This window comes from Pectobacterium atrosepticum, from assembly GCA_019056595.1.
Taxonomy (GTDB): domain Bacteria; phylum Pseudomonadota; class Gammaproteobacteria; order Enterobacterales; family Enterobacteriaceae; genus Pectobacterium; species Pectobacterium atrosepticum.
The window spans coordinates 4565278-4589501 of sequence record CP036163.1; the positions used below are offsets into that span (position 1 = coordinate 4565278).

General features: G+C 50.7%; 18 protein-coding genes. 11 read left to right on the forward strand and 7 right to left on the reverse strand.

The window, feature by feature from the left end:
• Positions 1-181: 181 nt before the first annotated feature.
• Entirely contained in the window at positions 182-997 is an 816-nt protein-coding gene (locus DCX48_21195) for a MetQ/NlpA family lipoprotein (protein ID QXE16803.1), read from the forward strand.
• A 216-nt stretch (positions 998-1213) separates the two neighbouring features.
• Positions 1214-2158: a pectate lyase gene (locus DCX48_21200; protein QXE16804.1), complete on the forward strand. Its 945-nt coding sequence runs from the start codon at positions 1214-1216 to the stop codon at positions 2156-2158.
• Between the two features lie 157 nt (positions 2159-2315).
• Here the strand turns inward: DCX48_21200 and DCX48_21205 are convergent, their stop codons facing one another.
• Positions 2316-3032 (reverse strand): aspartate/glutamate racemase family protein, encoded by a 717-nt coding sequence (locus DCX48_21205; protein ID QXE16805.1) that lies wholly within the window; start codon positions 3030-3032, stop codon positions 2316-2318.
• Between the two features lie 222 nt (positions 3033-3254).
• Between DCX48_21205 and hypT the strand changes: the two genes are divergently transcribed.
• Positions 3255-4154 carry a hypochlorite stress DNA-binding transcriptional regulator HypT gene (gene hypT / locus DCX48_21210; GenBank protein QXE16806.1) on the forward strand — a complete coding sequence of 300 codons (900 nt, stop codon included), beginning with the start codon at positions 3255-3257 and terminating at the stop codon, positions 4152-4154.
• Positions 4155-4240: 86 nt separating this feature from the next.
• Here the strand turns inward: hypT and DCX48_21215 are convergent, their stop codons facing one another.
• The 4 genes from DCX48_21215 to DCX48_21230 all read right to left on the reverse strand — a co-directional run bounded on the left by DCX48_21215 (position 4241) and on the right by DCX48_21230 (position 11487).
• On the reverse strand, positions 4241-5548 hold the full coding sequence (locus DCX48_21215; GenBank protein QXE16807.1) for a dicarboxylate/amino acid:cation symporter: 1308 nt from the start codon (positions 5546-5548) through the stop codon (positions 4241-4243).
• Positions 5549-6230: 682 nt separating this feature from the next.
• Entirely contained in the window at positions 6231-7124 is an 894-nt protein-coding gene (locus DCX48_21220) for a GntR family transcriptional regulator (GenBank protein ID QXE16808.1), read from the reverse strand.
• 109 nt (positions 7125-7233) lie between these two features.
• Complete coding sequence (locus DCX48_21225; GenBank protein QXE16809.1) at positions 7234-8547, reverse strand: citrate transporter; 1314 nt, start codon at positions 8545-8547, stop codon at positions 7234-7236.
• A 789-nt stretch (positions 8548-9336) separates the two neighbouring features.
• A complete protein-coding gene (locus DCX48_21230; protein ID QXE16810.1) occupies positions 9337-11487 on the reverse strand; it encodes a formate dehydrogenase subunit alpha in 2151 nt (716 codons plus the stop codon).
• 537 nt (positions 11488-12024) lie between these two features.
• Here DCX48_21230 and DCX48_21235 point away from each other — a divergent pair.
• From DCX48_21235 to DCX48_21270, 8 genes are all read left to right on the forward strand, one after another.
• Entirely contained in the window at positions 12025-13704 is a 1680-nt protein-coding gene (locus tag DCX48_21235; protein ID QXE16811.1) for a methyl-accepting chemotaxis protein, read from the forward strand.
• 545 nt (positions 13705-14249) lie between these two features.
• Entirely contained in the window at positions 14250-16154 is a 1905-nt protein-coding gene (locus DCX48_21240) for an FTR1 family iron permease (GenBank protein ID QXE16812.1), read from the forward strand.
• A 116-nt stretch (positions 16155-16270) separates the two neighbouring features.
• Entirely contained in the window at positions 16271-16798 is a 528-nt protein-coding gene (locus DCX48_21245) for an iron transporter (GenBank protein ID QXE16813.1), read from the forward strand.
• A 223-nt stretch (positions 16799-17021) separates the two neighbouring features.
• Complete coding sequence (locus tag DCX48_21250; protein QXE16814.1) at positions 17022-18419, forward strand: DUF2318 domain-containing protein; 1398 nt, start codon at positions 17022-17024, stop codon at positions 18417-18419.
• A gap of 2 nt (positions 18420-18421) precedes the next feature.
• The gene (locus tag DCX48_21255) at positions 18422-19711 is read left to right on the forward strand and encodes an ABC transporter permease (protein QXE16815.1); all 1290 of its coding nucleotides are present in this window, start codon (positions 18422-18424) and stop codon (positions 19709-19711) included.
• Between the two features lie 7 nt (positions 19712-19718).
• Positions 19719-20840: an ABC transporter permease gene (locus DCX48_21260; protein ID QXE17339.1), complete on the forward strand. Its 1122-nt coding sequence runs from the start codon at positions 19719-19721 to the stop codon at positions 20838-20840.
• 4 nt (positions 20841-20844) lie between these two features.
• A complete protein-coding gene (locus DCX48_21265) occupies positions 20845-21561 on the forward strand; it encodes an ABC transporter ATP-binding protein (protein QXE16816.1) in 717 nt (238 codons plus the stop codon).
• The gene (locus tag DCX48_21270; protein ID QXE16817.1) at positions 21548-22045 is read left to right on the forward strand and encodes a TlpA family protein disulfide reductase; all 498 of its coding nucleotides are present in this window, start codon (positions 21548-21550) and stop codon (positions 22043-22045) included. Before DCX48_21265 ends, DCX48_21270 begins: the two co-directional genes overlap by 14 nt.
• Positions 22046-22095: 50 nt before the next feature.
• Here DCX48_21270 and DCX48_21275 read toward each other — a convergent pair whose 3' ends face one another.
• Positions 22096-23067 (reverse strand): DMT family transporter, encoded by a 972-nt coding sequence (locus DCX48_21275; protein QXE16818.1) that lies wholly within the window; start codon positions 23065-23067, stop codon positions 22096-22098.
• Between the two features lie 119 nt (positions 23068-23186).
• A complete protein-coding gene (locus DCX48_21280; protein ID QXE17340.1) occupies positions 23187-24020 on the reverse strand; it encodes an AraC family transcriptional regulator in 834 nt (277 codons plus the stop codon).
• Positions 24021-24224 lie beyond the last annotated feature (204 nt).

A 24224-nucleotide genomic window follows, 5' to 3' on the forward strand; every position in this document is an offset into this window, starting at 1 on the left:
GCCGCCTTCACGCAACTCGAATTATTTAGGGTATATACAATTCTATTTATTGATCGAATGGTGAAAGGCATATTGATAGAACGCGGAGTTATTTGACTCATTTTATCGAGAGACATACTGTTTTTCTCCTTAAATCTATGTATTTAGAAATCGATGTGTTTACGATATCAGGTGAAACAGAATGATGAATAAATGGCGTATAACGCTGGTGGCGGGAATGGTCACAGCCGCAATGGCGTTGACCGCGTGCGATAATGCAGGTAGTTCTGCCAATCATATTAAAGTTGGTGTGATTAACGGCGCAGAGCAGGATGTCGCCGACGTCGCGAAGAAAGTTGCAAAAGAAAAATATAATCTGGATGTCGAGCTGGTTGGGTTTAGCGGTTCGCTATTGCCGAACGAGGCAACGGATAAAAGCGATCTGGATGCGAACGTATTTCAACATCGTCCTTTCCTGGAACAGCAAAATCGCGAACACGGTTATAAACTGGTGGCGGTAGGGAACACCTTCGTTTTCCCGATGGCAGGCTATTCGAATAAGATCAAAAACATCAACGACCTGAAAGACGGCGATACGATTGCGATTCCTTTCGATCCCACTAATCTGGGACGAGCGCTGCTATTACTGGAGAAAACTGGATTAATTACCCTTAAGCCGGATACAGGTTTATTGCCGACGGTGCTGGATATCACGACCAATCCACATAACCTGCGTATTATGGAGGTGGAAGGAGCGCAGTTGCCACGTTTGTTAGACGATCCACAAGTGACGGTGGCGATAATCAGTACGACATATATTCAGCAAACGGGCTTAACACCAACCAAAGACGGTATTTTCATCGAAGGTAAAGAATCACCGTATGTGAATATCATCGTAACGCGTGAAGATAATAAAACGGCGGAGAACGTCAGAAAATTTATTAAAGCCTATCAGTCTGATGAAGTTGAGCAGGCTGCCGACCGTATTTTTAACGGTGGTGCAGTGAAAGGTTGGTAATACGCATTTTGATGCTGCCATTTTTACTAAAAAGATGGTAGCGCATTAATTTGTATTTGAATTATTCGCAAGATTGTCTTTTTTATTAAACTCAATTAATAAGCTTAATGAAATCCCTTATATACACTCTTTAATTGTCGGCGGTGTGTTATTTATTATCGATTAAATAATGCATCGGAAGACACTACTATTCACTAATTGTAAAGAGGGATATTTATGGCTTACCCAACAACAAATCTTACTGGGATTATCGGTTTTGCAAAAGCAGCGAATGTTACCGGAGGGTCGGGCGGTAAAGTTGTTACGGTAAATTCTCTGGCCGATTTTAAGTCCGCCGTGAGCGGTTCCACAAAAACCATCGTGGTGCTGGGAGCATCGCTAAAAGCATCAGCCTTGACTAAGGTCGTATTTGGCAGCAATAAAACCATTGTCGGTTCTTTCGGCGGGGCTAATGTACTGACTAATATCCACCTGCGCGCTGAGAGCAATTCAGCTAACGTCATTTTCCAGAATCTGGTTTTTAAACATGATGTCTCAATCAAGGACAATGACGATATCCAATTATATCTGAACTACGGTAAGGGATATTGGGTGGACCACTGTTCATGGCCGGGGCATACGTGGAGTGATAGCGACGGCAGCCTCGATAAACTGATTTATATCGGTGAAAAAGCGGATTACGTCACGATCAGTAACTGCTTATTCTCAAACCATAAATATGGCTGTATTTTCGGTCATCCGGCAGATGACAACAATAGTGCATACAATGGCTACCCACGTTTGACCATCTGCCACAACTATTACGAGAATATTCAGGTTCGTGCGCCAGGCCTGATGCGTTATGGTTATTTCCACGTATTCAACAACTACGTCAATAAATTCAACCTGGCCTTTACGGTTGCGCAGAATGCCAACGTGCTTTCTGAACGTAACGTATTTGGCACCGGCGCTGAAAAGAAAGGCATGGTTGATGATAAAGGTAATGGCTCAACCTTTACGGATAATGGCAGTTCACCGGCGGCTGTAGCGAGCAAATCAACTGCGGCTAAATGGACGGCATCATCTAACTATTCATACAGTTTGATGACAACTGCGGCGGCTAAATCCTGGGTTGTTTCTAATTCTGGAGCGCAAAGCAGTGCGCTGAAATTCCCGTCATAATCATTGACTATTTTTATTACGATCTTGTCTGCTGAGTATTTTATTAGGAATTGAAACTCTTTAAATATTGAGTATGCCGTAATATGCCACTCGGCGAACATGTTAATGTTGAGTGGCATATTTATTTGAATGAATTAATATAAATAACTAAGGCTAATTAAGCGGCGATGTTATTTTTTTGGTTGTGGGTAAAATACCACTCAACCGTTTTCTTGATTAACTCTTCTGTGGCATCGATATAGTGCTGTGGTGAGATCCTGACTTCCTGTTCCAGAATCAGTGGAAGCTCGGTGCAACCCAAAATGATTTTCTCGACGCCAGCCTGCAATAGGCGATCTTTGACCGGTGACAGCATGCTATAGGCCCCGGAAATATCACCGGATTTATAGGCATAGATACTTTCCATTACCTGGTGTTGGTCAGCATCATCCGGCGTGTAGCACTCAATATTATCGGTTATCAGATTGTCCTGATAAATTCTCGCTTTCACTGTTGCCGTCGTCGCTAATAAGCCGACGCGTGTTGTATTGGTATTCCTAATTGCCTGACAGGTCACATCAATAATGCTGATCATTTCCGCACTACACTGTTGTTTTAATTCATTGAACCAATAATGTGCGGTATTACACGGAATAATGATGCATTCAGCGCCTGCGTTTTCGAGAATTTTCATATATTGCAGCATTTTACCCAGCGGTGACGCGCTGTGCTGGAGAATGCACTGTGTTCTGTCTGGGATATCAGGAATAGAAACCGCAATCATTGGAATGTGGTCTTGATCCCGATACGCTGGCGTGTTTTTGATCAGTTTTTGCATCGCATCGACGGTGGCACCCGGCCCCATACCACCCAGAATTCCCACGAGACTGTTCATGCTGTTAACCCTGTAGCATTATGAAATTAAAAGGATAATCGCATACTGGCGGGCAATGTGAATTGCTAAATTCCCATCTGCTATGTATGATTTGCATAACTATTGGCATCTCTATGCTTTTACTGGGTTTAACGGCACGCGGTGGGACGACTCTTTGTTGGCGATGTAAAACACGGGTATAGGGAACGAAAACATGACGCTGAGCGTTTTGAGTGAGGGGTGATGCTAAACAATATCGAAACCAAGTGGCTCTATGACTTTATCATGTTGGAAGAGCACCGTAGTTTTACGCTGGCTGCCGAGAAGCGGAATATCTCTCAATCCTCATTTAGTCGGCGCATTCAGGCGCTGGAAGCGGCGGTCGGGTTTGATATTTTCGACCGCAGCGTGCTGCCGCTGCAATTAACCGAACAGGGTCGCGTGTTCCACGCCTATATCCGCAATACGCTGGACGACTTGGAGTATCAGCTCAATAAGTTGCACGGTGGAGATAATTACAAAAATAAGATCACTATTGCGGCAGCGCATTCGCTGTCGGTGTTTATCATGCCGGAGCTGTTAAAAGACGTGCCGGACCCGCAGGAAAAAATCTTCTATGTTGAATCGATCGATGTGGATGAAGCGGTGCTGAATCTTAAAGAAGGACGCAGCGACTTCATTTTCTCGTTTTACAATGAGGATCTGATGGGCGAGCCCTTTATGCACGAGAAGATACTGGAATCTCGGCTTTATCCAGTCTGCGCGTGCGACAGTGCAGGGAAGCCGCTGTTTGATGTAAGCGCCTCATCGGTGCCGTTACTCAATTATACCGAGACGAGCTATATGGGGCGTCAGGTCAGCCGTTACTTATCTAGCGTCGATAGCGATAAGTTTACGGTCAACTTTGTTTCTTCCATGAGCGACTTGCTCAAGCGTATGACAAAGAAAGGGTATGGCATTGCCTGGCTGCCGGACTATTCGATTCAAGAAGAGCTGAAAAACAAAGAGCTGGCGATCCTGAACATGGAAAATGCCGTGATCCGCATGGGCGTTTATCTGTATCGGCTTGATGCGCGGCTGAATGTGGCTTCGGAGAAATTCTGGCGCTATATGAAAGGGCTGTCATCGACGTCTGGGCTATAAACGTCGCGATAATATGATTGTACGACGAGAGCTAAAAAAATAGCGGCCCGAAGGCCGCTATAGATGAAGCATTCACTCATACAGCATTAGCTATTTTGTGTTGCCTGCTGAGGTTCTTTATAAGCGACGACCTCATCGGTAGCCTCTTCCTCATCATCGTCGTGGATGTCTTTTTCCAGACTGGCCACAACGGCGGTAGAGATACTGTTACCGATGACGTTAGTTGCAGTACGGCCCATATCCAGGAACTGGTCGATACCGATAATCAGCAGAATACCGGCTTCTGGCAGGCTGAACATTGGCAGCGTTGCGGCGACGACTACGATAGAGGCACGCGCTACGCCCGCCATTCCTTTACTGGTGATCATCAGCGTCAGCAGGATCAGGATTTGCTGGGTGATGCTTAGGTCGATGTTGTAAGCCTGTGCGATAAACAGAATCGCAAAGGACTGGTACATCATGGAACCATCAAGGTTGAACGAATAACCCAGTGGCAGCACAAAGCTGGTGACTTTTTTCGGTACGCCGAATTTGGTCAGTGCTTCCATGGTTTTCGGGTAAGCGGACTCACTACTTGCGGTAGCAAAAGCCAGCATGGTCGGTTCACGAATCAGCTTCGCCAGAGTCACGATGGCTTTGCCCAGGAACAGGTAGCCAACCAGGAACAGAACGCTCCACAACACGGCCAGGCCGAGATAGAACTCACCGATCAGTTTACCGAAGTCGTAAAGCAGTCCCAGGCCTTGTGTGGTAATCGCGGAAGCGATTGCGGCAAACACAGCAATAGGGGCCAGCGCCATTACGTAGTCGGTCACGCGGAACATCACTTTGGTCAGTTCTTCGATCATGGAAATGATCGTGGTCGCGTGTTTGTTTTTGCCTTTCACATAGGCAAGTGCGGAGCCGAAGAACAGAGAGAACACCAGAATTTGCAGGATCTCATTGTTCGCCATCGCTTCTACGATGCTTTTCGGGAAGATATGGCTGATGAAGATCTTAAGCGTGAATCCGTCCGTATTCAGGCCAGTTGCAACCTGCTGTACAGGGATTTCGAGATTCATGCCTGCACCGGGTTGGAACAGGTTCGCGAAGAGCATACCGATAAGCAGAGAAATGAATGATGCGCTGACAAACCAGATCATTGCTTTCATACCGATACGGCCAACGGCAGAAGAGTTTCCTCCCATGCTTGCCAGGCCAGAAACCAGCGTAGCGAAGACCAATGGTGCGATGATCATTTTAATCAGGCGCAGGAAAATATCGGTAACCATGTTGAAATAAGATGCAATTTCTTTTGCTCGACTGCCATCAAGATACTGATGGCAGGCCCATCCGATTAATATCCCCAGGACGATAGCCAAGACTATCTGTACAAGTAACTTCTGCCTTTGCATATAAACCTCATGTTGATGAATTGATTCAGACAACACAATATTATTGCCGCGTGATGGTTGGTGCTTTCCCTGAATACACCAAGCCCTCACCCGAACCTGTTATTGGGGTGTTGTGTCTGCCCGCCGATATTACAACGATTCTTGTTTTTTACATTTTTTTTCTGCGGATTGTTATGCAATTGTGATCGTTGTCATGCGAAAAATGCATATCCGCACCGCTTGTAATGATAAATAGGGATGTAGTGAGCAGTTCGAGAGAAAGCTATAAAATCAATTAACTTTTTATTAAACAATATGTTGGGTTGATTTTCTCCGGGTAAGAAAAGGTGGGGTAAGGTGTTGAATTAGTGTTGCTAATGATGCGGTGAGTTACATCAATAAAATACATGGTCAATTGGTTAAAAACTGGGTAGTAATAAGGAAACAATCAACGAAAGAATGATATATGTCGCATTTATTGGTTACATTAGTTTTTTAATTATTTTAACTAGTGGTTTGATTTATTAATTATGATAGCCAATAAAATCGCATGAAATAAAGTGTAATTATTAATCAAAGTGTTTCTGTTTTGTAATGTTTACCGTGTTTGGTTATTCAGAACGGTGTTTTTTGTTGTTTAAATTGGCGTTATTGGTTATTTAAAATGTTGTTTTTTTTATTTAAAATACTGTTGTTGGTTATTTCACCGAAAAAGGGCGATGCTCACTTTATCGTGACACGCTTTTTCCAGATGTTTTTTCATCCTATCTGCCGCCGTTTCGGCCTCTCCCCGTTGCAGGCAATCAAGAATGACCAGATGTTCAGCTATCTGTTCCAACCTCTTGGGGTTGAAGGCGGGACTGCCTTGCCGATATTCCACCAGACGCCGTAATTGATTGATTCGCTGTAGACTATGGTGGGCGAAACGATTGCCGCTACAAGCGAGCAGCGTTTCATGAAAGTGCGTATTAGCATCGAACATTTCATGGGCCGTGAGCGTCAGATACCCACCATTAAGGATGTCTTCCTGCTGTTTACGGCAGGCGTTGAGCGTGTGCGGATCGATATGAAACTGCGGCGACAGCAGGCTGACCGGCTCAACCAGTAGGCGGAAGGTGAAACTCTCCTCATAAGCGGCCACGGAATCGATAATCGGCGTGGTTCGCCAGCCTTGACCGGTACGAAATTCTAGCCAGCCTTCCTGTTGAATTCGAGTCAGAACGTTACGTAGTACGGCGCGGGACACCTGACATTCTCGCATGAGATCCACTTCTGAAAACTGCTCGGGCAACCGCCGAGCGAGACGCATATCGACAATCTTCTGGTAGAGCGGATCTTCACTGCTGGCGGCTAATTCTGAGACCAGTCGACCTAGTTCATGGGCATGGCGGTCGAGATAAAACCCTCGGTTGCGGTGGTAATGCAGCATACCTCTTTCTGTCAGGTACAGCAGGGCAGCCTTGACCGGTGTGCGGGAGGCGTTCAGCACTTGCGCCAGCGATGATTCGATCAGGTGAGCGCCGAGTGGGAGTTGCTCACGGCGAATATAGGCGACAATCTGCCTGACAATCCTTGTCTGTAGGGGAGTTAAAGCCATCGCTATCCTGCCATGTCGTTTAGGGTGTTACGGAGATATCGTTTTGCTCTTGCCAGCAAGGAGCACTTACCAAAAGAATGTGCTCCGGCCAAACCGGAGCACTCCTGACTTACTGGTGATAGAACGGAAATGCGCCGAAGACAATACCACCGACCAGCAGCGACAGGCTGACAAAAATCGCCCATTTGATCGCAAAGCGTTGGTGATCGCCGATGTCCACTTTTGCCAGACTGACCAATAGGTAGAGCGATGGCACCAGCGGGCTGAGTAAGTGGAACGGTTGGCCGACAATCGAGGCACGGGCGATCTCCTCTGGGGTAATACCGTAGTTGGCTGCCGTCTGGGCGATAACCGGTAAGATTCCGAAATAGAACGCGTCGTTGGACATCAAAAAAGTAAACGGCAGGCTAATCAGCGCTGTGAATACTGCAAGATAAGGGCCGAAACTCTCGGGTATCACCTGCAACAGGCTCTTCGCCATCGCATCGACCATTCCCGTCCCAGATAAAATCCCGGTGAAAATCCCAGCGGCGAAAATAAGCGATGTCACCGCTAACACGTTAGCCGCGTGTGAACCGATTCGCGCTTTTTGTTCTTCCAGCTTGGGATAGTTGAGCATAACGGCGATGGCGAAGCCGGTCATAAACAGCACCTGAATGGGCAGAAGGCCGATCACCAGAAACAACAGAAGCAGGGTGGTGAGAATAAAGTTGGGCCAGAACATTTTAGGGCGGCGATTAGCGTCGCTTTCTTCGTCACTGCCGTTGCCCAGATTGATCGAGACATTCTGGAAGCTGCTGATATCAATGATCCCCAAGCGTTTACGCTCTTGTAGACCCAGAAAAACGGCTACGCCGACCAGCGTCAGGCTGGCTAAAATAATCGCGGGCAGCATGGGAAGGAATACGTCCAGCGCATCAACGCGCAATGCGGCGGCGGCACGCGCCGTCGGTCCGCCCCAAGGCGAGAGGTTCATTACCCCGCTGGCAATGTTAACCAGACAGGTCAATCCCAGCACGCTCATACCCAGCCGTTGATAAAGCGGCAGAAAGGCAGCAATTGCTATCATGTAGGTGGTAGTACTGTCACCGTCTAGCGCGACCATCAGCGTTAATACGGCGGTGCCGACCAAGACTTTTAGCGGATCGCCTTTAACCAAACGGAGAATGAAGCGCACTAGCGGATCGAACAACCCTGCATCGATCATAATGCCGAAGTAGAGAATAGAAAACGTCAGCATAACGCCGGTTGGTGCCAGCGTTTTGATGCCGTCTAGCATCATCGCGCCCAGCCCCTGATAGAAACCAGCCGCTAGCGCAAACAGCGTAGGGACGAGAATTAGCGCGATAAGCGCAGACATTCGTTTGGTCATGATCAGGTACATAAAGCAGATGACCATAGAGAAACCGAGAATAGTGAGCACAATACGTCTCCTGTTTTTTATTATTTCCCAAATAATTTACTGCCTTTCTCTATGGCAAATTGAAGGTGCAAAAAGCCATGCGATTTTTTATATACCCCAAATAATTCGAGTCGCAGGAACGCGGCCAACGCACATGTAGCTTGAAGTATTACGGGTATAACCGCATATCGAAAGGTATAGGGTCTAGCTATTTCCCAACGTCAGAGACGTTCAGGAGAATACGAATAAAAGGAGAGGGTTAACTTCCGGGGTCGATACGAATAATAAATAACAGATAATGAGAGCGCGATAAGGTAACGGTAATCGGTAACATAAATGACCTCTATGCGAGCAATAATAATATTCCTTTTATCCCCGTTAGCGGCCATGTAACCGATTGTTTGGTCATGACTTTACGTGTAATGCAGATGATTTGATAATCACGGCTAACAGGGGCTCTTTTTGTTAAAAACAAATTAAAGCATTGTAAAATAAAACGCAAATTGCGCTAAATTGGAATAAAAAACAATTGAACGATGGGAAGGTCAGCGATAACCAACATAATTTTAAAAGATAAACAGAGATGTGGGGATTTAATGTCTGCGTAGAAATTTATTAGCGGTTAACGGGAATTCATCCGTTTTCATTAATAAATACTTACAAGATGGGACGGGGAATAAATATATTATCGGTGAGGAGAGTTAAACGTTGTCTAAACCGGCACGTATTTTCTGAATCACTCGAACGTTCTAAACCCAATAATTACCTAAGCCGCCACGTAAAAATGGGTGACGGCTTAGGTAAGGGAGATTAGCTGACGTTTTCTGCGGTGGTACGCAGGCGTTCTTTCAACTGGCTGTATTCCTGCTGAACGTAATTCTCCGCTGCCTGCTGATCGTCAATGGCTTCCAGCTTAACGGCACAGTGTTTGTATTCTGGCGTTTTGGATACCGGATCGAGATGATCCAGCGTCAGCTCATTGCAGGCACCGATCCACCACTGGTAAGTCATGTAGACGGCACCTTTATTGATGCGCTCGCTGACGGCAACGCGAGAAATAACCTTGCCGCGTCGCGATGAGATCCAGACCAGTTGTTGATCGCATATTCCTAAACGTTCAGCGTCATGTGGGTTAACCTGCACGTAACCTGGCTCATCTGCCAGCGTTTGCAGGGCGGTGCAGTTGCCTGTCATGGAACGGCAGGAGTAATGGCCGACTTCGCGCACGGTACACAATACCAGCGGGTAGTCTTCATCGACCCGTTCCATCGGCGGCCGCCATTCTGCGGTTAGCAGCAGGCCTTTCCCGCCGGGGCGATCGAAGTGATTGTTTGCATACAACCACGGGGTGCCGGGGCTGTCTTCCGTCGGACACGGCCACGGCACATAACCCAGCCCCGCCATTTTCTCGTAGGTTGCGCCGTAATACAGCGGGCAGAGCTGCCGCAGTTCGTCCCAGATTTCCTGCGTATTGTTGTAGTGCATCGGATAACCGAGAGCCGTCGCCATCAGGCTGATGATTTCCCAGTCAGGTTTGACATCGCCCTGCGGTTCCACGGCTTTATAAAAACGCTGGAATCCTCGGTCAGCGGCGGTATAGACCCCTTCGTGTTCGCCCCAGGATGTTGCTGGTAAAATGACATCGGCAATCGCGGCGGTTTTGGTCATGAAGATGTCTTGTACGATCAACAAGTCCAGCTCGTTGAACGCATCACGCAGCATCGACAGGTCCGGCTCGGTTTGCAGTGGATCTTCACCCATCACGTAATTGGCTCTGATTTTCCCTTCTTTTATTTTGTGCGGGAGGTCGGTCAGCGAGTAGCCAATTTTGTCAGAGAGCTCAGGCACGCCCCAGGCATCGGCAAATTTCGCCAGTACCGCCTTATCTGTGACGTTTTGATAACCGGGGAACATATTAGGCAGCGCACCCATATCGCAGGCACCCTGTACATTATTTTGTCCACGCACCGGCCCGACGCCAACGTTCGGACGTCCCAGATTACCGGTCAGCAGTGCCAGACCGGATAGCCCTTTGACCACATCAACGCCTTGGCCCCACTGTGTCACGCCCATTCCCCATAGAATAGTGGCTGACGGCGCCGCGGCATACATCCGCATTGCGTCTCGAATCAATTTCGGTGATAAACCGGTAATGTTGGCGACGTACTCCGGCGTGTATTTTGCGACGGTCTGGCTGAATTCCTCGAAGCCTTCGGTATGGCGGGCGACGTAAGCCTTATCGTAGCGACCTTCGTTAATCAGCACGTTAGCAAACGCGTTAACCAGCGCCATGTTGGAGCCATTTTTCAACGGTAGCCACAGATCGGCGATACGCGCGGTTTCGATACGGCGTGGATCGCACACGATGATTTTTGCCCCGCGTGCTTTTGCTTTCAGGATCCGGCGCGCCACGATAGGGTGCGAGTCTGCGGCGTTGTAGCCAAAAATCAGGATGCAGTCGGTCTTTTCGATTTCACAGATGGAGTTACTCATCGCGCCGTTGCCCAGCGTGACCTGTAGCCCGGCAACCGAAGGGCCGTGGCAGAGTCGGGCGCAACAGTCGACGTTGTTATTGCCGGTTACCGCTCGGGCAAATTTCTGCATCACGTAGTTGGTTTCATTACCGGGGCCGCGGGATGATCCCGTATGCATGATCGACTCGGCGCCGTACTTCTCTTTGATGCCTTTTAGTCGAGAGCTGGCGAAGTCGATGGCTTCATCCCAGGAGACCGCTTCAAAGGGGGCGCCTTTTTGACGGCGAATCAACGGTTGTTTCAACCGAGGCGTGAGAAGCTTGGTGTCGTTGAGAAAATCCCAACCGTAATAGCCTTTCAGGCACAGTTCACCTTCGTTGGTGACGCCGTTTGCCCCTTCCGCACCAACCACTTTGCCGTTCTCTACCAGCAGGTTTATTTTGCAGCCTGACCCGCAATACGGGCAGACGGTAAGCACTTTCTGCATGATTGTTCTCCAAAGCCGAGTCTTGGATCGTAAGAACTGCATTCTTGCGGCAGGCTGTTGATGCAGTTATTTAATCCTCGATAATCGCCGATAAAGAAAATTAATTTACTGATCGTGGTCATGCTCAGCGCGTGACAAATTGTCCTAACGCCTTGAGCATCACGACCTTTTTCCATAGGACATTTGTCTGGAAAATAACGTGCTGGTGTACTCCTCCTCTTTATCTGTTAATGCCTATACTGTTTTTGACGATACTAACTCTATGTGCCACCGACTAGGCTGATGCATTCATGCCCATCGGCTGTTTAAAACAACGGAAACTGGCCTCTCAAGGAAGATAACGCATGCTGTTCGTTAATTTTTTGAGCATAACTTCCCATGTAATGGGTACTGAATCAGGGAATTCCAGAACGTCTGTCAGATCGCGCGGGATAAAGGGCGTGATAAGACTGACGGCACCGTCATGAGCAAAAAAGTAAATACTTTCCCGACAGCGCGTGCGGGCGGGAAATATTTTTTAACGTCGCGGAGTGCATTATGGAATTTCTAAGAAACGTCAGCATAAAAATGATGGTGCTGGTCATAGTGGCTTCCCTGCTAGTGGCGTGGGGAGTGGCATCTGGGTTAAGTCTTTACTCGCTTTATCAGGTCACCAATTTGCTTGATAAAAGCGAGACTCAGCGCAAAACGTATTCCCATCTGGTTTATGGCGCCGATCAATATTTTCGGGCCGTAACGCGGATGGAAAGAACCATGGACTATTTGCAGCGTAACGAGCCAGAAAACGCCAAACAGACGTTGGAAATGGCACAGCGTGCAATCAAAAATACCAAGGATTCGCTGGAGAAATTCCAGGCAGCGGAGCACGTTGGTGTCAATCAGGCAACGGTTGATGCAGTTAAAAACACGTGGAACACCCTGATCTCCTCTTCTATCGAGCCGATGAATTCAGCATTGCAACGCAACGATCCTGAAGCATTCCGGCAAATTTTCCGATCCGTTTACCCTCCCGTCAGTCTGACATTCGGGGACGATATCAAACGTTATTCGGACGGCATTACCGCCTCATCGTTGATTCCAAGTGTGAATGAACACAATGATAAAAACCGCAATGTGCTTATTGTGGTTATGTTGATTGGGGTTATCGTGCTGATTTTCACCGAGTATTATCTGAGAAATTATCTGGTGATACCGATTGCCGTACTTAAATCGCACCTGTCGCAGCTGACAGCGGGTCGTTTAGGCTGTGAACTGGCGGAGTTCGGCAAGAACTGTGCAGGGCGACTGATTCCCGATATCAAGCGGTTGCAGAAAAGTTTGCGGGATACGGTGACCGTCATCCGGCAAAGCACGACGGAAATCAACAATGGGACGTCCAGCATTAAGGATGGCAACGATAATCTCTCTAGCCGCACAGAGCAGCAGGCGGCGGCATTGCAAGAAACCGCCGCCAGTATGGAAGAGATTAGCTCCACGGTACGACAGACTACCGATCACGTGCATCAGGTACGCCAACTGGCGAAGGATGCGGCTGACATGGCGCAAAAAGGCGGAAATATCAGCACCAACGTGATGGCAACAATGGATGGTATCAGTGCCAGTTCGCGACAAATCTCCGATATCACCTCGGTTATTAACAGCATTGCGTTCCAGACCAATATTCTGGCACTGAATGCGGCTGTTGAGGCGGCGCGTGCGGGGGAGCAAGGGCGAGGGTTTGCCGTGGTGGCTGGGGAAGTTCGAACGTTGGCGCAGCGAAGTGCGCAGGCGGCGAAAGAGATCGAGGCGCTGATTGCGGAATCCGTTTCACGGGTTGAAACCGGTGCAGGGCAGGTAAGGCAATCCGGCGAGGCGATGACGGCAATTATCGCTTCCATCGCTCATGTGAACGATCTGATTGGTGAAATCGCGGCGGCTACGGATGAGCAAACGCGCGGTATTACGCAAATTAGCCAAGCGGTGCACGAAATGGATAGCGTCACACAGCAGAACGCGTCGTTGGTGATGCAATCGGCTGAAGCCGCCGCGCGTCTGGATGAACAAACCAGTGAATTGTCTGCCGTAGTGGACGTGTTTAATCTGGATTCGGATAGCGATCAGCAAACCGCTTTCTCCCGTCCGGCCATTGCCGCTCCTGTTCACCGCGCGGTCGCGCAGAGCACTACGCCGTTGTTGTCGGTGCATGGCCGTCACGGTGAGGGATGGGAAAAGTTCTGATCCGCAGTGGGTTGAATGCGCGAGAGACGTTGAACGCATGTAGAGGTTGAGTACGACATAGCCAATAAGTTTGATGACGAACAGGGCAGAAAGGAGTCTGCCAGGTTCCCTTGCCTTCCGGTTTTCGTCTGACTTCTTGTGGACCACTGCTCAAAAAATGGTGGTGAAAAACGTTATGTCGATGTGCGTAATACCTTGGATTACTGAGAAAAAATGGCATTTTTTTCTGTAAAAATGACTGCGGTAGTGTAAAGAAATGCCATTTTAAGACGAGGATCTCTAGCGAGAAAGTGATTTTAATTAAATGATGGTATGATTATTGCTTTGTTTTTGCTGGGTGTATTTTGCCGATTTTGCGATCAAAAAACCGCACTTCCCCAAGGATATTGAAAGAGAATGGGGTTTTTGACGTTAAATAAATGATTGAAACTATTTGTTACATACTAAAGTCATTCTTGCTTATCTTTTCGTGACGTAAATCAAGACAGATGACGACTTCAAAGTGATAATAAGAATAAATATCATTTGTGCTTCACCACACGCTTATGTCTATCTGGCAAAAAACGCTTCTGTTGTTGTGTTGGTTGTTGAGCTGTTCAGTGGCAGTTGCCGCGACCGATTACGCCACATTCATTCAAGATATCGAAACCAGGCTGGATAAAACGGCTCAGCTCTATGAGCAGCAAAAGCCGGATGACGCCCGCACTGAAGTTCAGATGGCCTATTTTGAGGTATTTGAAAACCTCGAAGGCCCTATCCGCATCAATATCTCCGCGCAAAAAAGCTATCAGCTAGAAGCGACCTTTGGTGAAATTCGCCGCATGATTGGCGAAGGAAAACCGCAGGCTGACGTGCAGGCAAAAATCTCATGGCTGAAGGGTGAACTGGATGCTGTTTTGCCCGTGCTGTCGGAAGGGCACAAGCTGGTTGCGCAGGAGCAGCACGGTGCCTACGACAATGCTGATATCGCGCCGTACTGGCAACAGAGTTTTAAAATCATTGATGACCAGCTCGCGCTGGCCGTGACGGAATATCAGGCTGGCGATTACAAAAAAGCCAGCCAGAGCGTGCAGCAGGCGCACTATCAGGGATTTAAAAACTCTGAAATGGAAATGTCTGTCCGGCAGAATCGCTCGGCGCAGCAGGCCGCTTCCATTAATCAACAATTCTCTGCATTGATTACGTTAGCCAGCCAACCCGAGCAACTGACAGACGTTGCCTATCGGGTCACCACGCTGTTGCAAGATATCGAGGATGTCTTACCGGGGTTGCCGACAACGCGCGATAGCCAGCAGGCAACGGCGGCACCTGCCGCGAATGCCGATACCGGCGCTGTGCCGGATGCAAACTGGGCGAAAGTCTCCGACGATATTAATCAGGCCATTGCCGCCGCTATCGCACAATACCGTGCGGGTCAGATTAAACCCGCCATCATGGCGGTGCAGGACACCTACTTCGATCTGTTTGAAGCGACAGGCATGGAGAACAAAGTCGGTTCTCGTGATGCGGCGTTCAAATCGACGCTGGAAGGGTATTTCACCCGTCTGGTGAGCATGATGAATGCCAAACAGCCGGTGGATCAACTGCAAGGGCAGGCTGACGCGTTGCAGCAGGAACTGGCGAAAGCGGTCACCATGTTGGGCGACGGCGGCGAAACGCATTGGAGCCTGTTGATATACAGCCTGATGATTATTGTGCGTGAAGGGCTGGAAGCCTTGCTGATTGTGGCGGCGATCGTGGCCTATCTGGTGAAAAACAATCAGCAGGACAAACTGCCGCTGATTCGCCAGTCAGTTTACGTCGCGCTGCTGTGTAGCGTGATTACCGCTTTTATTTTCCAACTCGTGTTCACCAATTCCGGAGCCAGTCGTGAGCTGCTGGAAGGCATTACGATGCTGATCGCCGTAGTGATGCTGTTCTTCATGAGCTACTGGCTATTGTCCAAAGTGGAAGCGCGGCACTGGAAGGCTTATCTGGAAGGTAAGCTGTCCCATTCGCTGAGCAGCGGTTCCATGATCGGGCTATGGTTAACCAGCTTTCTGGCTGTGTACCGCGAAGGTGCGGAGACCGTGTTGTTCTACTACGCGCTGGTCGGTGATGCCAACAATATGGCAGGGCACCTCTCCATTCTGGCTGGGTTTGCCATCGGCTGTGTGATCCTACTTATCGCTTACTTCGTGATGCGCTACACCATCGTCAAATTACCGCTGAAGCCGTTCTTCATGTTTACCGGCTGCTTTATGTACCTGATGGCGTTTGTGTTCGCAGGAAAAGGCGTGCTGGAACTGATCGAAGGCAAGCTGTTTGAGCCGACGTTGCTGACTAGCGTGCCGGAAATCAGCTGGCTGGGCATTTATCCTTATGTGGAAACGCTGATTCCACAAGTTGTGTTGGTTGTCGCGGCGTTACTTGCCCTGTGGGTGATGCGACGCAGAGCGTCAGCCATCTAATAAAGCATGAATCCAATATTAAATACTGAAAGCAATAAGAGCAGAAAATAACCATAACAACCCCAATCGCTTAGCGAATTAAGTGAGTAGGGACGACTGAGATGAGGATAGGTTTGATGAATATGCAAAAAAGTCTGATTGCGGGTGCCATTATTGCCGGTATTTTTACAGCGCCTGCTGCGCTGGCGTTTAAAGAATATCCAGCGGGTGAGCCTGTTTCCCTGAACGAAATGGAAATTGCTGCTGTTTATCTGCAACCTATCGACATGGAGCCACGTGGGATGGGGCTGCCTGCCGCTAAAGCAGACATCCATCTGGAAGCTGATATTCACGCTGCTGAAGGCAACAAGAACGGTTTTGGTGCCGGTGAGTGGATGCCGTTCCTGACGATTGCTTACACCCTGACCAACACCGATACCGGCGCGAAGCAAGAAGGCACCTTCATGCCAATGGTTGCTAGCGATGGTCCACACTACGGTGCGAACATCAAAATGATGGGGGTGGGTAACTATAAAGTGACTTACCACATCGATCCGCCATCAAAAGCCGGTATGCACCGTCACACCGATGGTGAAACGGGCGTAGGCCGCTGGTGGAAACCGTTTGATGTCAGCTTTGACTTCAAATACGTCGGCATAGAATAAGGTCTTCTGTCCGCGATGCACTGTCGCGGCCATGTTCACGCCTCTGCGGATACATTATTGCTGCCCGCAGAGGCGGTGATTTTCTGGTTAGTGTACTGATGCCGCCAGACAGCATGCTTAACCAACGCACCTGCAACTTGAACGCGGTTTGCAGCGGCGAGGCCCATGTGTGGGCCGAGTAACAAAGCCAACACACCTGCAACTTGAAAGGTGACGGGTATATATGAGTTATTTCTTTATCGCGACACTCCAATCTTTCCTGCCGATTGCACTATTGCTCGGGTTGAACTGGAGCCATCGTTCTACGCCGACGATCGGGCCGCTGGGCTGGGTCACGCTACTGGCGCTGTGTGCCGGTACATTTATTGGCGTTCACTTTCCTAACGGGCAAGCGTTTCTGCTTGGGTTTACGGCACTTCAAGCGCTTGCTTTGATCCTGTTTCTTGCCTGTCAGTGTTTTTCACATCCGCGTCTCGGCTATCTGTGGCAGGCGCTGTTAGTGGCAGGCGCGGCGGTGCAGTGGGGCGGCGATCCTAATCTGACCGCGTTGACGACCACGCATGTGGTGAATACCGATCTGCTGCTGAATTTCAGCGCCGTGATAGTGGCGTTTGGCTGGCTGGTGTTTTGCGCCGCGCTGTGCGGCATGATTGTGCGCCGCATTCGTTTACTGCGCTGGCCACTTTTGGCCTTGCTAGTCGCACTCTTGCTGTTGCCGATAAGCGGTAATCTACTGCTGTTACTGATGAAATTACAGGCGCTAGGGTTAACCAAACCGCGCCTGAGCTATGTGGCGCATGTCACCAATAGCGCCTATTTATTGAATTATCTCAGTGCGTTAGTTATGGCGATTTTAGCCGCCAGTCTTGCCTGGCCGCTGTTGCATGCGCGCCGTGAGATGCAGGCCGCGTATGAGGCGATTGAAAAACGCAAAGCGACGGCAGGCTATCGTAATGTGCGCCGCACGCTGCTGGCGACGGTAGCGGGGCTGCTGGTTGTCGTCTTCGCTCAGCTCTATTGGGACAAGGTGGCGTCACAACCGCCTCGCCTGTCGGAAGCCCAGCCAGTGACGCTGGCGGCCGATGGCAAAGTGCATATTCCGATTGATCAGGTGCGCGATGGCAAGTTGCATCGCTTCGTTTGGATTGCCGATGATGGCAAGGCGGTGCGCTTTTTCATCATTAACCGCTATCCCGATCGCCTGCGTCTGGGGGTGGTGTTTGATGCCTGTCTGCTGTGTGGCGATCAGGGCTACGTGATGGAAGGCAATCAGGTGATTTGTGTTGCCTGCGGTGTGCATATTTTCATTCCTTCTATCGGGAAAGCGGGTGGCTGTAATCCGGTGCCGATTGAAGGGTGGAGTAACGACGATAATGAACTGGTGATTGGACGTGCTTCGCTGGCGGCTGGCACTAACTACTTCTCGACGGTGGTATCGATGGAAGTGATCGATCCGGTTGATGGTTCCAAGCTGACCAACGTGAATGCAGAGCATAAATATCGCTACGGCGGTAAAACCTACTTCTTCTCGTCAGAAGCGAACTATAACCGCTTCCGCGAAAGTCCCGCTAAATTTGCCACGGCCAAAGCGGCGGTTGGCGAACCGGTGGAGGAGGAATAATTATGCTGTGGCGACTATTACGTCAGTCCTGGCGCAGAAATGTTCGACGCAAATCGCTGGCGGTGTTGACCGTGTTTTTGGCGGCCGGATTGATTTCCGCACTGCTGGCGGTGTCCATCGATATCGGTGACAAGATGGCGCGTGAGCTGAAGTCCTACGGTGCGAATATCTTGATTGAACCCGCAGGTCAGGCGGCGCTGCCTGCGCTGTTTGGCGAGCGCAGTAATCCGCTGGAAGGGCAGGATTTTCTTGATGAAGCCGAACTGCCTAATATCAAAGATATCTTCTGGCGCAATAATATTGTCGGTTTCGCACCGCTGCTAAGCGGCGATGTTGAGATCAATGGTCAGCCAGTTGCCGTATTGGGCACGTTCTTTTCTCAGCCTGTCGCCGTGCCGGATGAGGAAGACTATCGCACAGGGCAAATGACCGTTAGCCCTTACTGGCAGGTGGCAGGACAGTGGCCACAGGAGCCGGTGACGACGGAAAATGTGGCGCAGGCGCTGGTGGGAAAACAGCTGGCGACCCAAACGGGCTGGAAAGTAGGGGATAAACTCGCACTGCGCGGCTCGAAAGGGGACGCGACGGTAGAAATTAGCGGCATTCTGAACAGCGGTGGCGATGAAGAAAGCCGGCTGGTGATGCCGCTGGCAACGGTGCAATCGCTGCTAGGGCTGGCGGGTAAAATTCAGGCCATTCGCGTGTCGGCGCTAACTGTACCGGAAAATGAACTGTCGCGGCGGGCGCGTGAAAATCTGGAAGCGCTCAACGCCGAAGAATATGACCTCTGGTACTGCACTGCGTATGTGTCTTCGATTGCACACCAGTTGGAAGAGGCGATTTCCGGTTCGGTCGTGCGCCCCATCTGGCAGGTTGCTGCGTCGGAAGGTGTGGTGATCGACAAGATTCAACTGCTATTGGCGGTGGTGACCTTTGCGGCGCTGGTGGCGTCTGCGATGGGGATTGCCTCGCTGATGACCAGTACCATCATGGAACGCGCCAAAGAAATCGGGCTGATGAAAGCGCTGGGTGCACGCCAGTGGCAAATCATGCTGCTGTTTTATCTCGAAGCGGCACTGAGCGGGTTGGTGGGTGGTATCGCGGGCTGTGTCGCTGGCTGGGGGCTGGCGAAAGCGATTGGCCTGATGCTGTTCGGCGTACCGTTGAGCTTCGCGTGGATCGTTATCCCTTGCGTACTGGTGATCTCGATGTTGATTGCCATTATCGGAACGTGGTTCCCAGCGCGGAAAATTGCCAAACTGTATCCGGTGGAGGTGCTGTATGGGCGCTAACGGTTGGATGAACAGCATGTTCTGGCGTTTGGTGTTCCGCGCGCTACGGCTCCGTATGCAGCGCGTCAGCGTGGTGTTTGCCGCACTGACGGTAGGGGCGGCGATTGTGACGGCGATGTCCGCCGTCTATTTCGATATCAACGCCAAGATGAGCCAGGAACTGCGCACCTTTGGCGCAAATTTTTACATCGGCCCGGCGCGTGGGAACTCGATTCCACAAAGCACGTTTCAGCCGATAATTGACAATGCACCAACTGGGTTAATCAATGCAGCCAGCCCTTATCTGTATGGCATGGCGCGTACGGAGTTGGAGAAAGTGGTGCTGATGGGCGTATGGTTCGAATCGCTACGCCAACTGGCACCGTACTGGCAGGTCACGGGTAACTGGATTGGTGTTAGCTTCGACGATCGTAATGCCATGATCGGGGTGAAGCTGGCGGCGCGGTTGAACGTCAAAGTCGGCGACAGTATTACGCTAGTGGACGACGGCGGGAAGCAGCGTTTGCAGATTAAAGGCATTGTGGAATCCGGCGATGCGACAGACAACATGCTGATTGTGAATCTGGATCTGGCGCAAAAGTGGCTGGATAAAGAAGGCGCGATCAGTAATGCCTTGCTCAGTGTTAGCAACGATCTGGGACAGGTCGATCGTTTCGCTGCCCAACTCCAGCAGCAGTATCCGCAACTGGAGATCCGCCCGATTCTGAAAGTGTCGGCGTCGGAAGGTCAGGTGCTGAATAAAATCAAAGGGCTGATGGGGTTGGTCTCGGCGGTGATCCTCGTCTTGTCTTCACTGTGCGTGAACACCACGCTGATGGCGATAGTCGGTGAACGTGCACGCGAGTTCGCGCTACAGAAAGCGCTGGGCGCAAGTGGACGAGACATCATTAGGCAGATGCTGGCAGAAACCGGCATTATCGCGCTGGCTGCCGTGGTGTGCGGTTCGCTGCTGGGTTATTTGTTGGCACAGGTGTTGGGGATGGCGGTATTCAACGCGACCATTTCGCTGCGTTTGCCGGTGTTCCCGCTCACGCTGGGGCTGTCTTTGCTGGTTGCTGCGGTTGCGGCAGTGGTTCCTACCCGGCGGGCGATTTATGTCGAACCAGCCAAAGTCTTGAAAGGAGAGTAGTGCGATGTCTGTAGAGGTAAACGTGCAGGAAAAGGCGCAGGCAACGGAGGCGGTGATTGAAACTCGCCAGCTCTATAAACGCTTTGGTCAGGTTACCGCGCTGGAAGATATCAATATCCGCATCGCACGCGGTGAGTTTGTCGCCATCATGGGCGCGTCCGGTTCCGGTAAAACCACGCTAATGAATATTCTCACCTGTCTGGATACGGTAAGCGAAGGGCAGGTGCTGTTGGACGGTGTCGATGCTGCGGCGCTGGATGAGGAAGGGCGACGTCAGTTCCGTGCCGATAAAATTGGGCTGGTATTTCAACAGTTCCACCTGATTCCATTTTTGACTGCGCTGGAAAACGTGATGCTGGCGCAGCATTACCACAGCGTGGTGGATGAAGCCGCAGCGCAGCGCGTACTTGAGCAGGTTGGGCTGGCGCATCGTGTGGATCACTTACCGAGCCAGCTTTCTGGTGGCGAACAGCAGCGCGTCTGTATCGCTCGCGCGTTGGTGAATGAGCCTCCGGTGATTTTCGCCGATGAACCGACGGGAAATCTGGATGAAGAGAACGAACAGCGCGTGTTGGATCTACTGAAAGATCTGCATCGGCAGGGGCGCACTATTGTCATGGTGACGCACAATCCTGAGCTGGGGCGTTTTGCTGACCGCATTATCCGCCTGCAACACGGTAAGTATTTCGGTGAAGAGGTGAATCATCATGAAGTGGCGTAACGGTATTACCGCGCTTTGCCTGCTAGGCGTATTGGCACTGAGCGGCTGTAAGGAAGAGCAGGTTAGCGTTGGAGCACAAGCGCCTGCGCTGGCAGCCTATGATCTGGCGGGGCAGCAGGTGGATCTGTCGCGCTGGCAGGGGAAAAACGTGTACCTAAATTTCTGGTCGTCGGGCTGCGGCGGCTGCATGGTCGAAATGGGCGCGCTGGAGAAGCTGAGCAAGGAGTATGGCGATAAAGTGGTCGTTGTGGCGGTCAACACCGATCCTGATGGCGTAGATATCACCTCAATGTTGGCACATCACAGCGTGACGTATCCAGTGGTGCGGGATCAGTTAGGTATTACCAAAGAGCGCTATCAGGTTAGTGGTACGCCGACCTCATTTATTATTGATGCCAACGGCAAGGTGACCGATCAGCATCAGGGCGTAAGGGATGAAGCGCAACTGACAGAACTGTTTCAGAAGCTGGCAAGCCGGACATAACGACCGGCTTGTCCCACATCTTATTTTCTCACACCTTTCGCGGTGTACGTTTATTCTGCCCGTGAAACCGGCACCTGCACCACTACAGATTCCGGTTTCACCCGCATAGCGTAGATCACGCCGATAATCAGGCAGGTGATGCCGCAGAGCGTCAACAGCGGCGGCCAGGATTGCCGGATGATGAAGGCATAGGTTAGACCCGCGAGCGTTTCAAACACAATTAGCGGCCCTACCAATACTGTCGGTAGGCGCTGGCTGGCCTCGTTCCAGAATAGCGTGCCGATCCACGAGCAAAACAGACCAATCGCAATCATTAGCGGGATGAAAATCTCAGGTCGTGGGCCGAACGGCTGCGTAAACGTCTCATCCGTCAGCGCCAGATGACCACACACCAAAATATAACCCAATAGTGCCAGCGGTAGCGTGACCAGACCTTGTGCGGTGGCCCAGGTCATCGGCGTATTACTTTTGTGGTCGCGTAGCCAGCGTGCATTGCGCAGCGGATACCAGGTCCAGCAAATGACCGCGCAAAACGCCATTGCAATGCCGCTGGTATAGCGCCATAAATCGAATGTGTCCGTATTGCCTTTCAGCTCGGCAATATTGACGCAGACCAGTCCGGCGGCAATCAACAGCAGCGAAGGGAGAAGCCGACGCCAGGCCACACGGCCGTCATGCTTGCTGTACAATATATTCGCGGTCACGGAAATCACGACGGGCAGCGTGCCGATAATCATCGTTGATATCGGTGCCCCAGTGCGTTGAATCGCGCTGGCGAGCAGAAAGTAGTACAGCAGGTTGCCGATAACGGTGAGCTTCATGGCTTCCAGCCAGTCGCTGCGGTTGAGCTTGCGCAGGCGGCGGCGATCGAGCCAGGCCAGCGGCAGAGCAATCAGCCCAAAAGCCAGATAGCGTCCAGTGGACTGCAACGCGGCAGAATAGTCCGGTACGAGCAGCGGCCCAACGAAAATCAGCCCCCACATTAGTCCGGCGGCAAGTGCAAATAAAACACCAGTCAGCATGATAAACCTGTTTGTTCGCAATATTTCATCGCACCAGTCTAGGGAGAGTCGGCGACGAATTATTGTAGGATATTGCTGTTTGTCATCGGGGGGCGCTGAAAGTATTCGCGCTAAAAAGGCTAGCGCAGAGCCGGATAAACCTGCTTTTGATAGCGAATAGGCGTGACGCCATAGCGCTGAGCAAAGGTGCGAGTCAGATGTGCCTGATCGGTTAACCCGACGGCGACAGCAACATGGGCGGCAGCCATACCGCGCGTCAGCATCTGTTTGGCTTCATACAGCCGAATCGCCATTAGCATCTGGTGTGGCGTCACGTGAAACTGAGCTTTGAACTGGCGCAGGAAGTGGTAGGGGCTAAGGGAAACCAGCGCCGCCAGCTCTTTTAAGGTAATAGTGTGGGCGAAATTCTCCCGCAGATAGGCTTTCACCACATCAAAGCGATGAAACGGTTCAACGAGCTGACGTTGTGCTATGTGCGCGTGGGGCCGGAAAAGTGCAATCAGCGACAGCAGTAGGCTTTCACTCGCTAATGGGTCGGTCGTCTGCCACAGCGCAGCCAGCGTCATGGCCAGTTGACGTGCAGTAGCGGGATCGTGACGCACGACGTCGGTAAACCACCAGCCTTTCTCGCCGGAGACGCTCTCCAGCACATCGGGCGGGATGTAGATCATGCGATAGCGCCAGCCGTCTTCCGTGGCGGACTCCCCCGTGTGCAGTTCATCGGGGTTCATCAAGACTAATGAATCGACAGGCGCAATATGTTTGGCACCACGGTAGCGGAATTGCTCTGCGCCGTCGTCAATGGTGCCGATGCCAAACGCCTCGTGCGTGTGTGGCTCAAAGGCATAGCGGCAAATATGCGCGTGATAAAGCTCTATGCCGGGCAACGTCGGCAAGTGCCGAAACTGGGCATAGTCTCTTTCATCGGTAAAGTGTTCCGGTACGCCCTGCATGCTGCCACCTTGTCTCTGGTTCTGACCGTCATCATAGCAGCGATAGCACGCCAGCTTGAAGTAGGACGCTATCTTTAGGATGCGAGGAAATACTGAAAACGAAAATATACTCGTCATACTTCAAGTTGCATGTGCGTTGGCTGCGTTCACTCACCCGAATCACTTACCTGAGTAAGCTCATCGGGATTCTTTCTCTTGCCGCGT

What these genes read in the sequence shown, in the direction of transcription:
- DCX48_21195 (QXE16803.1), top strand. Translation starts at nt 182, where the DNA reads ATGATGAATAAATGGCGTATAACGCTGGTGGCGGGAATGGTCACAGCC.
- DCX48_21200 (QXE16804.1), top strand. Translation starts at nt 1,214, where the DNA reads ATGGCTTACCCAACAACAAATCTTACTGGGATTATCGGTTTTGCAAAA.
- DCX48_21205 (QXE16805.1), bottom strand. Translation starts at nt 3,032, where the DNA reads ATGAACAGTCTCGTGGGAATTCTGGGTGGTATGGGGCCGGGTGCCACC.
- hypT (QXE16806.1), top strand. Translation starts at nt 3,255, where the DNA reads ATGCTAAACAATATCGAAACCAAGTGGCTCTATGACTTTATCATGTTG.
- DCX48_21215 (QXE16807.1), bottom strand. Translation starts at nt 5,548, where the DNA reads ATGCAAAGGCAGAAGTTACTTGTACAGATAGTCTTGGCTATCGTCCTG.
- DCX48_21220 (QXE16808.1), bottom strand. Translation starts at nt 7,124, where the DNA reads ATGGCTTTAACTCCCCTACAGACAAGGATTGTCAGGCAGATTGTCGCC.
- DCX48_21230 (QXE16810.1), bottom strand. Translation starts at nt 11,487, where the DNA reads ATGCAGAAAGTGCTTACCGTCTGCCCGTATTGCGGGTCAGGCTGCAAA.
- DCX48_21235 (QXE16811.1), top strand. Translation starts at nt 12,025, where the DNA reads ATGGAATTTCTAAGAAACGTCAGCATAAAAATGATGGTGCTGGTCATA.
- DCX48_21240 (QXE16812.1), top strand. Translation starts at nt 14,250, where the DNA reads ATGTCTATCTGGCAAAAAACGCTTCTGTTGTTGTGTTGGTTGTTGAGC.
- DCX48_21245 (QXE16813.1), top strand. Translation starts at nt 16,271, where the DNA reads ATGAATATGCAAAAAAGTCTGATTGCGGGTGCCATTATTGCCGGTATT.
- DCX48_21250 (QXE16814.1), top strand. Translation starts at nt 17,022, where the DNA reads ATGAGTTATTTCTTTATCGCGACACTCCAATCTTTCCTGCCGATTGCA.
- DCX48_21255 (QXE16815.1), top strand. Translation starts at nt 18,422, where the DNA reads ATGCTGTGGCGACTATTACGTCAGTCCTGGCGCAGAAATGTTCGACGC.
- DCX48_21260 (QXE17339.1), top strand. Translation starts at nt 19,719, where the DNA reads ATGAACAGCATGTTCTGGCGTTTGGTGTTCCGCGCGCTACGGCTCCGT.
- DCX48_21265 (QXE16816.1), top strand. Translation starts at nt 20,845, where the DNA reads ATGTCTGTAGAGGTAAACGTGCAGGAAAAGGCGCAGGCAACGGAGGCG.
- DCX48_21270 (QXE16817.1), top strand. Translation starts at nt 21,548, where the DNA reads ATGAAGTGGCGTAACGGTATTACCGCGCTTTGCCTGCTAGGCGTATTG.
- DCX48_21275 (QXE16818.1), bottom strand. Translation starts at nt 23,067, where the DNA reads ATGCTGACTGGTGTTTTATTTGCACTTGCCGCCGGACTAATGTGGGGG.
- DCX48_21280 (QXE17340.1), bottom strand. Translation starts at nt 24,020, where the DNA reads ATGCAGGGCGTACCGGAACACTTTACCGATGAAAGAGACTATGCCCAG.